Below are 13,048 nucleotides of genomic sequence, written 5' to 3' on the forward strand. Positions count from 1 at the left end.
CCTACGAGGTCGCCTGGAAGGCCTCGTCGAAGATGATCTCGCCGGCCGGCAGGGTGTCGGTGAAGGGGAGGGCGAGCAGGTTTTCCGGCGGCACGCCCGGCATTTTGAGCTCTGCAAACGTCTCAAAGCCGAAGCGTTCGTAATAGGCGGGATCGCCGACGAGCACGCAGCCCTCGCTGCCGAGCGCACGGAGCTTCGTCAGGCCCACTTCCATGAGCACCGACCCGACGCCCTTTCTCTGCACTTCCGGGAGGACGGCGATCGGGCCGAGCCCGTGCCAGCCCGTTCTTGCCTGACCGTCGTCGCCGACAAGGGTCACGGGCGAGAAGGCGGCCTGGCCGATGATGCGGCCATCGGCTTCCGCGACGAGCGCGATCGTCGCCGTGCCGCGCGTCCATAGAGCTTCGATGAGAAAGGCTTCGGTGCCATCGGAGTGCGGATTTTGCAGGAAGGCTCGGCGAACCAGTTCCTTGACGGCCGGGCGGTCCGCCTCCTTTTGATCCCGGATCTGCAGCTCGCTCATGGTCCTCATCCGCCAGCCCGCGCTCGGGGCAGATAAAGGCAATTATTTCAAGGCGCAAGCGAGGCGGGAGGCCGCGGCAGAGAGGGCGGCAGAGAGGTTTCGAGGGAGCGCCTTCAGGCGCCCCCTCTGTGCGGGTGTCAGCCTGCAATCATGGCTTGCAGGCGCTTCAGGCCATCGCGGGCGAAATCGAGGATGGCGGGGTCGACGAGACGGCCGTCCCGCACCTTGTCACCGACATTGCCGATGACGATCTGCGGCCCGCCGACGAGCCGGCATTCGGCGGCGTGGAGCGTCTCGTTGAGCTGTGCCTGCGCCCTGACACCGCCCGTGAAGGCGGGTGAGGCAGAGACGACCAGAACCGGCTTGCCCATGAGAGAGGACGAGCCGCGCGGGCGGGAGGCCCAATCCAGCGCATTCTTCAAGACGCCCGGAATGCCGTGATTGTATTCCGGCGTGGCGATGACGAGGCCATCGCTTGCCGCGACCGCCTGACGGAATTCGCGCACCGCCTCCGGCGCGTCATCGCCATCGAGATCGGCATTGTAGAGCGGCAGATCGACATGGCCGATCTGAAGTTCGACCGTGCCATCATTGTCCGCCGCCAGGCCCTGCAGAACGGCGCGGGAATAGCTCTCGCGGCGAAGGCTCCCCGGCAGGCCGAGGAGTTTCGTTTTCGAGGACGACATCGTTCAGGCCTGCGGCATGGCCGGGCCGGTGCCGGCACCTGTCGTTTCGATGGCCTTGGCGATGTCAGCGAGATCGTCTTTGGTCAGTTCGAGAGACGCGGCATCGATCCAGCCATCGACCTGACCCGGATTGCGGGCGCCGACGATGGCCCCGGTGACGCCCGGCCAGGCGAGCGTCCAGGCAACGGCGACGGCGGGCACCGTGGTGCCGTGCTTTTCCGCGATCGGCTTCAGGCTCTCGGCAAGCGCCAGGTTCTTTTCGAGTTTTTCGCCGGTGTAGTCGGGGTTTCTGGAGCGCCAGTCGTCCGCCGGCAGGGCCCGCGCGCGCTCGACGCTGAAGCGACCGCTCAAGAGACCCGACTGCATGTGCATATCGGTGTGGCCGAAGCGTTTCGTCGGCAGATTCGTCTTCGCTGGTGTGTCGAGCATGGGGGAACTCCCGTTGTTTCCGTTGCGGTGCACATAAGGCCCGATCGGGGTTCTTCAAAGCGGGAGGCTGGATTGCATGACCGGCCGGCGTGGATTTCAGGTGGCGGCCTCTTCGACGACTTGCTCGGTGATCACCTTGAAGCCGGCGAGACGCGAGGCGCCGAAACTCGTGGAGATCGCGACGTCGGTCGCATCGCGTCCGCGCGCCATCAGGATGCGGCCGATGCGCGGATGGTTGTGGCGGGCATCGAACGTGTACCAGCGACCATCGAGATAGGCCTCGAACCAGGCACTGAAATCCATCGGGTTCGGATCTTCCGGCACGCCGATATCACCGAGATAGCCCGTGCAATAGCGGGCGGGAATGTTCATGCAGCGGCACAGGGCGACGGCGAGATGGGCGAAATCGCGGCAGACACCCGTCTGTTCGTAATTGCCGTTCACGGCGCTGCGCATCGGATCGGCCTTCAGATAATCGAAGGTGATGCGCTCGTGGGCATAGTCGCAGATGGCTTGGACCATCTGCCAGCCGGGCGCCACATGCCCGAAGAGCGACCAGGCGAGATCGGTCAGCCGGTCCGTCTCGCAGTAGCGACTGCCGAGAAGGAAGAGGAGCACGTCGTCGGGAAGCTCGTCGACCGGCGTCTGGCGGGCGTCGGGCGCGACCTCGTCGGGCAGGCCATCGTCGCGGATGGTGAATTGCGTCGACATGCGCAAAAGCCCGGCCGGGGCCACGATGCGGGTGCAGATGTTGCCGAAATCGTCACGGTAATCGCGCGAAGGGATTTCCGGGTCGAAGGTGATGTGGTGCGGGGTCTCAAGATCGCGGAGCCGCGAGGGATGCACCGACAGGACGAGCAGCATGGGCGTCGGCTGCACACACTCATATTCGATGTCGAAACCGGCTCTGATCTTCATTTCTTCTCAAGTGGTTGGAAGGTCACGCGGTTCCCGTCGCAGCAGGTGGAATTTTAGGCAAATTTCGCGTTTCACTCCTCGCGCACGACCTTGACCATCACCTCCATGCCTAGATCGTCGTCCGGCATGCCGAGATAGGAGCCCGACAGGGGCAGGGCCTCGCTCGGGTCGCGGGCGACGGCGACGCGGATCAGGCCTTCATTGCCGAGGATGGCATTGGTCGGGTCGATGTCGACCCAGCCGGCCCCCGGGAGATAGACCTGCACCCAGGCATGGGTGGCGCCGCCGCCGTGGATGTCGTGGCTGTCGCGGGCCGGCACATAGAGGTAGCCGGAGACGAAACGCGCCGGCAGGCCGAGAGCGCGCAGAGCCTCGATCATCAATTCGGTGAAATCGCGACAGGTGCCGCTGCGCAGCGTGAGCGTTTCGGCGGGATCCTGGATGCCGTGGTCGCGCCGAATATAGGCATGGTCGTGCCGGATCGCGTGGATCATCGCGGTCAGAAGCTCGAAGGTCGGAAGCGGCTCCGACGGGTCGAGGAAGCCCTCCGCCCAGCGCAACAATGTGCCGTCGGGGTCGGGATAGCGGCGGACAAGGAAGGGGCGCAGATCCTCCTTGTCCGCGTCGCTGAGCGAAACCGGCAGGAAGCGCGCCTCCTCGTCCAGATTGATGCCGGCGGGATGCGCCCGGAAATGCGCCACGCGGATGACGCTTTCGAAGACGAGCGACGTGGCGAGGACGGAAGTGCTGCCGCCTGTGAAGCGCGCGACGCCGACGCGGTTGCCGAGCGCATCGTCGTGCCAGCGCAGGCTGACCGGCTCCGGCGTGATGGTGAGCGTGGAGGAGAGGAGATGCTGGTCGTGCCCCTCGCGCGGGAGGAACATCATGCGATGCTCCCCGAAGCCGACCCGCTTCTGGTAGCGATAGGTCGTGAGGTGAGTGACTGTGTAGATCGGCACGACGGGCCCTGGCGTCTCTTCGGGGGTTCCCGAATCTGATCCGCACATCATAGCCGCAAAACGCTTGTGCCGGCGTGACGATCGCACATGGCCGGCGCGACGGTGGCTCATCTCAGCCAGGAAATGGCCGCGGATGCGGCCTCAGGGGTGGGGCGCGTCCTGGCGGTGGCGGGTGTCGTCGTCGTATTTCGCCAGAGTGTCGTCGAGATGCAGCCAGAAGAGTTTGGCCGTCACATAAGCGTGGCGGTCCGGCGAGAGGCGGTCGGCCTCGTCGAAAAGCCCGGCATGGATGTAGATCTCGCCGGGCAGGCGGGAATCCCTATAGGTCAGGGGCGTGCCGCAATCGGCACAGAAGGAGCGGGTGACGCCCGGAGAGGATTGCCGGTCTTTCGGTGTGCCATGCCAGACGACGAGATCGCTCGGAAATCCGGCCCAGACGACGGCCGGCGCGCCCGTCTGACGCCGGCAATCGCGGCAATGGCACCAGGAGACCTGAAGGGGTTCGCTTTTCGCCTCAAAGCGAATGGCGCCGCAAAAGCAGCGCCCGTGCAAAGGCAGGTCGACCATTTCACGCGCCTTTCTCTCGACGACCGGTCCGGGGGCGGCGAGCGGTCGGCCCCGTCTTCGTCGGCTCAGTCTTCCTCGGCCCAGTCTTCCTCGGCTCAGTCTTCGTCGGTCCAGAAGGTCGGTACGGATCGCTCCAGATGCGGCCCGAGCCTCACGGCCGCGACCTTCCTCGCCAGCCCTGTCGTATCATCGACGTCGACGGCGATCCCCGACAAGGTCGCTTCTTCCATGGCAGGCCCGAGACGGCCGGAAGAGATTTTCGTGACAGCGCGGTGCAGAGGTTCGTCTTTCTGCATGCCGATGATGGAATCGTAATCGCCGCACATGCCGATGTCGGTCATCATGGCCGTGCCGCCCGGCTGAATGCGGTAATCGGCGGTCGGCACATGCGTGTGCGTGCCGACGACGAGGCTCGCCCGGCCGTCGAGGAAAGCCGCCATGACCTGCTTTTCGCTCGTCGCTTCGGCGTGGAAATCGACGATGATGGCGTCGCAGTCGCGGCCGAGCGGCATCGCCGCGATTTCGCGCTCCACGGCGGCGATCGGGTCATCGAGCGCGGTCATGAAGAGCTGCCCCATGACGTTGATGACGAGGACGCGCGCGCCGGAACGGGCCGTATAAATGTTGGCGCCGCGGCCCGGCGTCTGCGGCGGATAATTGAGCGGACGCAGAAACCGCTCCTGCCGTTCGGCAAAGACGAGCGCCTCCTTCTGATCGAAGGCGTGGTTGCCGGTGGTGATGCAATCGGCGCCGGCGTCGAGAAGCTCCTGAAAGATCTTTTCGGTGATGCCGAAGCCGCCAGCGGCGTTCTCGCCGTTCACGACGACGAAATCGAGCTTCCAGCGGTCGACCATGGAGGGGAGGTGATGTCGGACCGCCTTGCGGCCGGACCGGCCGACGACGTCACCGAGAAACAGGATCCTCACAGGGCCTCCGTGGGCTTGGCGGTGGTGTCGATGAGCTCGTCTTCGGTGGCGATGAGGGGCAGGGGGATATCGTGATCTTCCATGGGAACAATATCGACCTCCTGACACGAGAAGGCGAGCCCCACAAGACGCGGTGCGTGACCGCGCTCCCGCAGTTCGGCCACGGCCGTGTCATAATAGCCGCGGCCATAGCCGATCCGCCCGCCGGCGCGATCGAAGGCTGCGAGCGGCGCAACGATCAGATCGGGCGTCGCTTCACCGTGATGGGGCGAGGGGTGACGGGTGCCGAACGTGCCGGCCTCGAGGCTTTCCTCATCGCGAAAATGGCGGAAGACGAGACGCTGCTCGACGATTGCCGGCAACGCCGCTGTGCCGTCCTGGGCCGCGATCAGCGGCAGGAGCGGGCGCGGATCGATCTCGTCGCGGATCGGCCAGAAAAGCGCCACCGTCTCTCCGGGGCGCAAGAGCTTTTCGATGTGGCGGACAGCGTGGGCGGAGCGCAGGCGCCGCTCGCTCTCGCCGAGGGCTGCGCGCCGCAGCAATGCCTGCGTGCGAAGCTTGGCCTTGGCTGAGGAGACGTCCATGAGAAAATCGATGAGGAAGGGGGTTGAGAGCGCGGCCGCCATGGCCGGTGGAGTGTACGATCCCGGGAAACCTACAAAGTAGGTGGGCGCCGTTTTGGTCAAGCCCACGGGCGAGACCAGGGACAGCTCCCTTCGAGATCGATAAGGCCCCGGGGAATGTGACTCCTGTCGAACCGGGCAGCCGCGCGAAGGCGAGATATAGGGAGAGCCTCAGGCCTCGGCAAACGAAACCTGATGGCGAGGTTTCGATATCCTCCAAAGAAGCTTGCGGCGGTGCGGCCCGAGGAATTGCCGGCGGGAGAGATGCGGGGGCGAGACAGGATGCCGCGCCGGTGCGCACGTGACGGCGTATCGTCGAGCCAGCGGCTCGATGCGTTTCCTTCCGGCCCACATGACCTAGGCTTAGGGACAGCACGACCAGGGAGGCTTAAAATGTTTCGAACCATTCTCGTGCCTGCGGATCTTGCCCATGCCGACAAGCTCGATCGAGCCCTGGAGGCGGCCGCGGGTTTTGCCAAACAATACGGCTCGCGCCTGGTCCTGGTGGGTGTCTCGTCTGCCCTTCCCGGCTCTCTTTCACATAATCCGGCAGAGTTCGCCGAAAGACTTAGTGAATTCGCAGCCCGGCAGAGCGATAAGCACGGCGTTACATTTGAAGCCAAGGCGGTGACAAGCCACGATCCGACGCGAGATCTAGACCAGACGTTGAGCGAGCAGGTTCATGCGACGGGCGCCGATCTCGTCGTCATGGCTTCGCATGTGCCCGGTTTCGCCGAGCACGTTTTCTCCTCGCGTGCCGGCTATCTCGCGACGCACAGCGATATTTCCGTCTTTGTCGTTCGCTGAGCGAAGGGCAATCGGAAGCGAAGGTGCAGCAAGGCCGGAGCTACCAGGAGGTGATTGTCGGCCGGGCCTGCGGAATGTACCACTTGACGGGGAGGAAACACATATGACGAGCCGATATCACGAGGTTTACAAGTCCTGGGAAGAGGATCCGGAAGCCTTCTGGGCCAAAGCCGGAGAGGAGATCGACTGGTCGAAGCCAGCCGAGAAGATCTTCGATCCCGAGATGGGCATGTATGGGCGCTGGTTTGCCGGTGCCGAAACCAACACCTGTTACAATTGCGTCGACCGGCATGTGGAGCGGGGCCGTCCCGGCCAGCCGGCGATCATCTACGACAGCCCGATCACCGGTGCGAAGCGTACGATCACCTATCAGGAGCTCCTCTCCGAGGTGGAAGCTCTGGCCGCCGTGCTGCGCGAGAAGGGCGTCGAAAAGGGCGACCGCGTCATCGTCTATATGCCGATGGTGCCGGAGGCGCTTTTCGCCATGCTCGCCTGCGCCAGGCTCGGCGCCGTGCATTCGGTGGTCTTCGGCGGGTTCGCGGCAAACGAGCTCGCGACCCGCGTCAACGATTGCGAGCCGAAGGCGATCATCTCCGCCTCCTGCGGCATCGAGCCGAACCGGGTGGTGAAGTACAAGCCGCTTCTCGACCATGCGCTCGACATCGCCCGCCACCAGCCGGAGTTCTGCCTGGTCGTGCAGCGCGAGCAGGGGCCCTGCGAGCTGACCGAAGGGCGCGACTACGATTATCTGGAGCTCGTCGAGGCGGCCAAGAATGCCGGCACGAAGGTGCCGCCGGTGCCGGTCGCGGCGACCGATCCGCTCTACATCCTCTACACCTCCGGGACGACCGGACGGCCCAAGGGCGTCGTGCGCGACAATGGCGGGCACATGGTGGCGCTCAAATGGTCGATGAAGGCGATCTACGACATCGATCCGGGCGAGGTCTTCTGGGCCGCCTCCGATGTCGGCTGGGTCGTCGGCCATTCCTACATCGTCTACGCGCCGCTTCTGCACGGCTGCACGACGATCGTCTTCGAGGGCAAGCCGGTCGGCACACCCGATGCCGGCGTCTTCTGGCGCGTCATCGAGGAGCACAAGGTGTCCGCGCTCTTCACGGCACCGACGGCCTTTCGCGCGATCAAGAAGGAAGATCCGCAGGGCGAGCATGTCGGCCGCTACGATCTCAGCCAGATGCGCACGCTGTTTCTGGCGGGCGAGCGCGCCGATCCCGATACGATCCGCTGGGCGCAGGACCAGCTCGGCGTGCCGGTGATCGACCATTGGTGGCAGACGGAAACGGCCTGGGCGATCGCCGCCAATCCCGCCGGCCTCGGCCTGTTGCCGGTCAAGTACGGCTCGCCGACGGTCGCCATGCCGGGCTACAAGATCGAGATCCTCGACGATGCCGGCCATCCGGTCGGCGCGAACACGCTCGGCAACATCGTCGTCAGACTGCCGCTGCCGCCGGCGTGCCTGCCCACCTTGTGGAACGCCGATGAGCGCTTCAAGGAGAACTATCTCCTGGAGTTCCCGGGCTATTACAAGACGGCCGATGCCGGCATGCTCGACGACGAAGGCTATGTCTACGTCATGTCGCGCACCGACGACATCATCAATGTCGCCGGCCATCGCCTGTCGACGGGCGCGATGGAGGAGGTGCTCTCCAACCATCCGGACGTCGCCGAATGCGCCGTCATCGGTGCCGCCGATGCGCTCAAGGGCCAGATGCCGATGGGCTTCGTCGTCCTGAAGGCGGGACGCGACCGCGACCCGATGGAGATCCAGAAAGAGTGCATCCGCCTGGTGCGCGAGGAGATCGGACCGGTGGCCGCCTTCAAGACGGTGCATGTCGTGCATCGCCTGCCGAAGACGCGTTCGGGCAAGATCCTGCGTGCCACGATGCGCCATATCGTCGATCACGAGGATTTCCGCATGCCGGCGACGATCGACGATCCGGCGATCCTCGACGAGATCAAGGGCGTCGTGGAACACGTCGATCAGATGCGGGCGAGCTGAGACTTTTCGGGGCCGTCCGGATGTCCCGGCGGCCTTGATCGGTTTACGTGGATGAGGCTGCTGCGGCCGCTTTCGAGCGGCCGCTTTTTTTTTTTGTCGGCCGTCCTGGAACTTCAATCGGCTTCGGACGAGGGGGATGGCATCACGAACAGCTTTGCCGTTTGCCCCGTCACACCGGCTCGAAGCGGACGAGACCGTGGCGTTCGCGGCGCAGATAGCGCGTCGTCAGAAGCACGGCCGCGGCCGCAAGGCCCGCAGCCAGACCCCACCAGACCCCGACACCACCCCAGTTCAGGACGAAGCCGAGGACATAGGCGGTCGGCGTGCCGATCACCCAATAGCTGACGATCGCGATGATCATCGGCACCCGCGTGTCCTTGAGGCCGCGCAGGATGCCAGCAGCCACCGCCTGCAGCGAATCGACGATCTGGAACACACCGGCTACCAGGAGCAGCGGCACCGCATAGGCGAGAACTTCGTCGGCATTGACGTTGGCGGGGTCGAGATAGAGCCCGATCAGCTCCTCCGGCAGCAAGCGGAAGGTGGTCGCGGCGCCGACCGCGATCGCCGCACCCATCACCAGAGCGACCGTACCGGCCCGACCGAGCCCGATCCGGTCGCCGCGCCCGGCCGCCAGGCCAACGCGGACGGTGGCCGCACTCGCCAGCCCAAGGGGAATCATGAAGGTGATCGAGGAGATCTGCAGGGCAATCCCGTGGGCGGCCAGCGGCACGGCGCCGAGCCAGCCGATCATCACCGAGGCGGCGGCGAACAGTCCGACTTCGGCGATGATCGTGGCGCCGATCGGCCAGCCCAGCCGCACGATCTCGCGAAAGCCGTACCAGTCGGGGCGCCAGAACCGGACATAGAGTTCATAGCGGCGCAACCCTGTCGCCCGCGCCGTATAGGCCGCAAGCAGGCCCGCCATCAGAAGATTGGACACCAAAGTTGCGATCGCCGCGCCCACCAGGCCAAGGGCGGGGGCGCCGAGATGGCCGAAGATCAGCACGTAGTTCAAAAGCGCGTTGGCGAGTGCTCCGACGATGATGACGGCGAGCACCAGATAGGCGCGGCCCACGACCGTCAGATAGGAGCGCAGGCCCATGATCAGGAGGGCAGGAAACATCGACCACTGCGCCACATGCATGTAATCGGCCGCCATCGCGGCCAGATCCGGCTCCTGACCGAAGGCGACGAGGATCGCCTCGATCTCCCACAGCGGGAACATCATCGCTGCGCCGTAGAGCCAAAGAACCCAGAGGCTCATCCGGACCGAGCGGCGCACGCCGCGCACGTCGTTGCGGCCCTCGGCATTGGCGGCCAGCGGCAGCGCGGCCTGGGCGAAACCGACGCCGAACATGAAGCACAGAAAGAAGGCCTGGGTGGCGAGCACCGCCGCGGCCAGCTCGCGCGCGCCCAGCCAGCCGACCATGACCGTGTCGGTGACGTTCATCGTCACCTGCGCGAGCTGGGTGCCGATCAACGGCAAGGCCAAGACGACGGTCGCGCCGGCGTGGCCTGGCCACGAGAGCCTGCCACTGCCGGGGACATCGGCCGGGACTTCGCGTTGGGAACGGAAACGATTCAAGGGCTGCATGATTCACCACCAGGAGCCGGGGGAGTACATGGCGACACCGGTGAAAGCCAACCGCCTTTCGGTTGCACGGAAAGGCCGTCTTCAGCGTATCCGTCGGAGAATGCCTTTCCGCCCTGGACGGTGGGAAGGCGAGCGCTAGGCTAGTAAGCCGGCTCTTCGTCCTTCACATATCATCCCTCATGACAGACAAAACCTTCACGCCGATCGAAGATCACGCCATCATTGGCGACATGCAGACGGCGGCGCTCGTCGCGCTCGACGGCACGATCGACTTTTTCTGCTATCCGAATTTCGATTCGCCCACGGTGTTCGCTTCGCTTCTCGACCGGGAGAAGGGCGGACATTTCAAGTTGAGTGCAGCGTGCGACGGGTTGCGTTCGCGCCAACTCTATCTGCCCGACACCAATATTCTGATCACCCGCTTCCAGGGCGAGGAGAGCGTTGCGGAGGTTTCCGACTTCATGCCGCTCGACGGGTCGGGGCGGATCGTGCGGCGGGCGAAGGCGATTCAGGGCGAGGTCGATTTCACGCTCTCCTGCGCACCACGCTTCGATTACGCGCGCGGCACGACGAGCGCGGAGGCGATCCCCTACGGGGTCAAGTTCTCAGACGGGGAGAGGCATCTCTTTCTCTACAGTCACGTCCAGCTCGGCATATCGGAAGGGGCCGCAGAGGCACGTTTCCGCTTGAAGGAGGGCGAACATGCCTTCGTCGTCCTCTGTCCGGGACGCGCCGACGCCCCGCCGATCGATGCCGATTACGTTTCCAGGAGTTTCATCGAAACGAGCGATTTCTGGCACGATTGGGTGGCGAACGGCCATTATCCCTCGCGCTGGCGCGACGTCGTGGTGCGCTCCGGGCTGGTCCTGAAACTCCTCTCCTCGCAGAAACACGGCTCGATTGCCGCGGCGGCGACCTTTGGCCTGCCGGAGGTGGCCGGAAACAGTCGCAACTGGGATTACCGCTATTGCTGGGTCCGCGACGCGGCATTTTCCGTCTACGCCTTCACCCGTCTCGGCCGTTACGAGGAAGCGCATCAGTTTACGACCTTCCTTCTCGGTCTGACCGAGGGACGCGACGATGGTGAGATGCAGATCATGTACGCCATGGACGGGCGCCACGATCTCGAAGAAGTCTCGCTCGACCATTTGGAAGGCTGGAAGAACTCGCAGCCCGTCAGGATCGGCAACGCGGCCTACGAGCAATTGCAGCTCGACATTTATGGCGAGCTTCTGGACACGATCTATGTGGCGGCAAAATCGCTCGGCCAGCCATCGGTCCGAGCCTGGCGAGAAATCGTCAAGATGCTCGACTGGCTCAAGGAGAATTGGCACCGGCCGGACGAGGGCATCTGGGAGGTGCGTGGGCCGCGCCGGGAATTTCTGTCTTCGCGGCTGATGTCATGGGTGGCTTTCGACCGCGCGGCCCGCATGGCGGTGAAATATTCCCTGGCGGGGCCGGTGGAAGCCTGGCGGGCCGAGCGCGACACCATCTATCGTTCCATTATGGAGGAGTTCTGGGACGAGGAGATCGGCGCCTTCGTGCAGTATAAGGGCTCCAAGACGGTGGATGCCTCCGTCCTCTTGATGCCTCTCGTGCGCTTCATCAATCCCCGCGACCGCTATTGGCTCAGAACGATGCGTGCCGTGGAGCACCGTCTCGTCAAGGATTGCCTCGTCCTGCGCTACGACGACGAGGCGGAGGGCGCCGAAGACGTCGACGGGCTTTCCGGGCGCGAAGGTGCCTTCACCACCTGCGCCTTCTGGTATGTGGAGGCGCTGGCACGGACAGGCGATCTCCCGCGGGCGCGGCTCATGTTCGAAAAACTGCTCTCTTACGCCAACCATGTCGGCCTCTATGCGGAGGAGCTCAGCCCGTCCGGGGCGCATCTTGGGAACTTCCCGCAAGCGCTCACGCATCTCTCTCTGATTTCGGCCGCCCACTGGCTGGAACGGGCTCTCGACGGCGATGAGGGAACCCGGTTCGCAGCCTGACGTTCGCCACCCAGGGACACAGTCTCAGTGACACGTTTCATAGGGGAGACGTTCTAGAGAGACGCTCCAAAGGGACGCAGGACGGTGCAGGGTGCCGGTGGCTTCTCTTCAGGCGATCCGCCTTCGACGCGAAAGGCCGCTCGGCCGACATCGCTTGCGCCCTTCCACCCATTCACGCTCAGGAGGGGCTCAGTGGCAGCTCAAAACGGACTAAGCCTGGAAGGACAGAACGCCGTCGTGACGGGGGCGAGCTCGGGCATCGGAGCGGCCGTCGCCGCGGGCTTGGCGAAGGCGGGGGCCGATGTCGTCATCAACTACCATTCCGACGAGGAAGGGGCGGCCAAGACACTCACCGCTGTCGAACGAGCCGGAAGCCGAGGCGTCATCATCGGCGGCGATGTCGGGTGCGAGAGCGATGTCCACAAGCTTTTCGATTGCTGCGAGGCGGAGCTCGGTCCGGTCGATATCGTCTTCTCCAATGCCGGCATCCAGCGCGACTGTGCCTTCGGGGAGATGTCGCTTGCCGATTGGGAAGCGGTCATCTCCACCAATCTCACCGGCGCCTTTCTGGTCTCCCGCGAGGCCGTCAAACGTTTCCGCAAGAAGGGACTGCGCGAAGAGGTGAGCCCGGCACTCGGCAAGATCGTCTTCAATTCCTCCGTCCATGAGCGCATTCCCTGGGCCGGGCGGGTCAATTATGCGGCCTCCAAGGGGGGCGTTTCCCTCCTCATGCAATCGCTCGCCCAGGAGGTGGGCCATGAGAAAATCCGGGTGAACTCCGTGGGGCCCGGCGCCATCGCCACCGACATCAACGCCGATGAGCGTGCCGACGATGCGGATGCGATCCGCAGCCTCATCCCCTATGGCCGGATCGGCGAACCGGAGGATATCGCTCAGGCCGTCGTCTGGCTCGTGTCGGACGCCGCCGATTATGTGCACGGCCATTGTCTGTTTGCCGATGGAGGCATGACGCTTTATCCCGGCTTCATCGGCAACGGCTGA

Annotated in this window: 13 protein-coding genes and 1 other RNA gene; 4 read left to right on the top strand and 10 right to left on the bottom strand. The window is 64.6% G+C overall.

All coding sequences use genetic code 11. The features are described 5' to 3' along the window. Position 1: 1 nt before the first annotated feature. The 9 genes from ACK8CP_RS18935 to ssrS all read right to left on the bottom strand — a co-directional run bounded on the left by ACK8CP_RS18935 (position 2) and on the right by ssrS (position 5,779). Entirely contained in the window at positions 2–523 is a 522-nt protein-coding gene (locus tag ACK8CP_RS18935; protein WP_414832837.1) for a GNAT family N-acetyltransferase, read from the bottom strand. A gap of 137 nt (positions 524–660) precedes the next feature. Next, positions 661–1,209 (bottom strand): NADPH-dependent FMN reductase, encoded by a 549-nt coding sequence (locus ACK8CP_RS18940; protein ID WP_414832838.1) that lies wholly within the window; start codon positions 1,207–1,209, stop codon positions 661–663. A gap of 3 nt (positions 1,210–1,212) precedes the next feature. Next, positions 1,213–1,638, bottom strand: coding sequence for an aldo/keto reductase (locus ACK8CP_RS18945; protein ID WP_414832839.1), 426 nt, complete (start codon positions 1,636–1,638; stop codon positions 1,213–1,215). A 96-nt stretch (positions 1,639–1,734) separates the two neighbouring features. Beyond that, positions 1,735–2,556, bottom strand: a complete 822-nt coding sequence (locus ACK8CP_RS18950; protein ID WP_414832840.1) for a transglutaminase-like domain-containing protein — start codon at positions 2,554–2,556, stop codon at positions 1,735–1,737. Positions 2,557–2,627: 71 nt separating this feature from the next. After that, on the bottom strand, positions 2,628–3,515 hold the full coding sequence (locus tag ACK8CP_RS18955) for a transglutaminase family protein (RefSeq protein ID WP_414832841.1): 888 nt from the start codon (positions 3,513–3,515) through the stop codon (positions 2,628–2,630). A gap of 141 nt (positions 3,516–3,656) precedes the next feature. Next, positions 3,657–4,082: a GFA family protein gene (locus ACK8CP_RS18960; RefSeq protein ID WP_414832842.1), complete on the bottom strand. Its 426-nt coding sequence runs from the start codon at positions 4,080–4,082 to the stop codon at positions 3,657–3,659. A 95-nt stretch (positions 4,083–4,177) separates the two neighbouring features. Then, a complete protein-coding gene (locus ACK8CP_RS18965; protein ID WP_414832843.1) occupies positions 4,178–5,008 on the bottom strand; it encodes a TIGR00282 family metallophosphoesterase in 831 nt (276 codons plus the stop codon). Next, positions 5,005–5,592, bottom strand: a complete 588-nt coding sequence (locus ACK8CP_RS18970; RefSeq protein WP_414832844.1) for a 5-formyltetrahydrofolate cyclo-ligase — start codon at positions 5,590–5,592, stop codon at positions 5,005–5,007. The genes ACK8CP_RS18965 and ACK8CP_RS18970 overlap by 4 nt, the downstream gene beginning before the upstream one ends. A 28-nt stretch (positions 5,593–5,620) precedes the next feature. Beyond that, positions 5,621–5,779: non-coding RNA, 6S RNA (gene ssrS, locus ACK8CP_RS18975), on the bottom strand. A gap of 245 nt (positions 5,780–6,024) precedes the next feature. Here ssrS and ACK8CP_RS18980 point away from each other — a divergent pair. Together ACK8CP_RS18980 and ACK8CP_RS18985 are read left to right on the top strand one after the other, a co-directional pair. After that, positions 6,025–6,438: a universal stress protein gene (locus ACK8CP_RS18980; protein WP_234629041.1), complete on the top strand. Its 414-nt coding sequence runs from the start codon at positions 6,025–6,027 to the stop codon at positions 6,436–6,438. A 103-nt stretch (positions 6,439–6,541) separates the two neighbouring features. Then, positions 6,542–8,455 carry a propionyl-CoA synthetase gene (locus ACK8CP_RS18985; protein ID WP_414832845.1) on the top strand — a complete coding sequence of 638 codons (1,914 nt, stop codon included), beginning with the start codon at positions 6,542–6,544 and terminating at the stop codon, positions 8,453–8,455. A 169-nt stretch (positions 8,456–8,624) separates the two neighbouring features. Here ACK8CP_RS18985 and ACK8CP_RS18990 read toward each other — a convergent pair whose 3' ends face one another. Continuing rightward, on the bottom strand, positions 8,625–10,052 hold the full coding sequence (locus ACK8CP_RS18990; RefSeq protein WP_414832846.1) for an MATE family efflux transporter: 1,428 nt from the start codon (positions 10,050–10,052) through the stop codon (positions 8,625–8,627). A gap of 179 nt (positions 10,053–10,231) precedes the next feature. Here ACK8CP_RS18990 and ACK8CP_RS18995 point away from each other — a divergent pair, with 179 nt between their 5' ends. Both ACK8CP_RS18995 and ACK8CP_RS19000 read left to right on the top strand, forming a co-directional pair. Next, positions 10,232–12,046, top strand: a complete 1,815-nt coding sequence (locus ACK8CP_RS18995) for a glycoside hydrolase family 15 protein (RefSeq protein WP_307154274.1) — start codon at positions 10,232–10,234, stop codon at positions 12,044–12,046. A gap of 192 nt (positions 12,047–12,238) precedes the next feature. Then, positions 12,239–13,048, top strand: coding sequence for an SDR family oxidoreductase (locus ACK8CP_RS19000; RefSeq protein WP_307154275.1), 810 nt, complete (start codon positions 12,239–12,241; stop codon positions 13,046–13,048).

This window comes from Afifella sp. YEN Y35 (assembly GCF_047553465.1).
GTDB classification, from domain to species: Bacteria; Pseudomonadota; Alphaproteobacteria; order Rhizobiales; family Afifellaceae; genus Afifella; species Afifella aestuarii.

What these genes read in the sequence shown, in the direction of transcription:
- ACK8CP_RS18935 (WP_414832837.1), bottom strand. Translation starts at nt 523, where the DNA reads ATGAGCGAGCTGCAGATCCGGGATCAAAAGGAGGCGGACCGCCCGGCC.
- ACK8CP_RS18940 (WP_414832838.1), bottom strand. Translation starts at nt 1,209, where the DNA reads ATGTCGTCCTCGAAAACGAAACTCCTCGGCCTGCCGGGGAGCCTTCGC.
- ACK8CP_RS18945 (WP_414832839.1), bottom strand. Translation starts at nt 1,638, where the DNA reads ATGCTCGACACACCAGCGAAGACGAATCTGCCGACGAAACGCTTCGGC.
- ACK8CP_RS18950 (WP_414832840.1), bottom strand. Translation starts at nt 2,556, where the DNA reads ATGAAGATCAGAGCCGGTTTCGACATCGAATATGAGTGTGTGCAGCCG.
- ACK8CP_RS18960 (WP_414832842.1), bottom strand. Translation starts at nt 4,082, where the DNA reads ATGGTCGACCTGCCTTTGCACGGGCGCTGCTTTTGCGGCGCCATTCGC.
- ACK8CP_RS18970 (WP_414832844.1), bottom strand. Translation starts at nt 5,592, where the DNA reads ATGGACGTCTCCTCAGCCAAGGCCAAGCTTCGCACGCAGGCATTGCTG.
- ACK8CP_RS18980 (WP_234629041.1), top strand. Translation starts at nt 6,025, where the DNA reads ATGTTTCGAACCATTCTCGTGCCTGCGGATCTTGCCCATGCCGACAAG.
- ACK8CP_RS18985 (WP_414832845.1), top strand. Translation starts at nt 6,542, where the DNA reads ATGACGAGCCGATATCACGAGGTTTACAAGTCCTGGGAAGAGGATCCG.
- ACK8CP_RS18990 (WP_414832846.1), bottom strand. Translation starts at nt 10,052, where the DNA reads ATGCAGCCCTTGAATCGTTTCCGTTCCCAACGCGAAGTCCCGGCCGAT.
- ACK8CP_RS18995 (WP_307154274.1), top strand. Translation starts at nt 10,232, where the DNA reads ATGACAGACAAAACCTTCACGCCGATCGAAGATCACGCCATCATTGGC.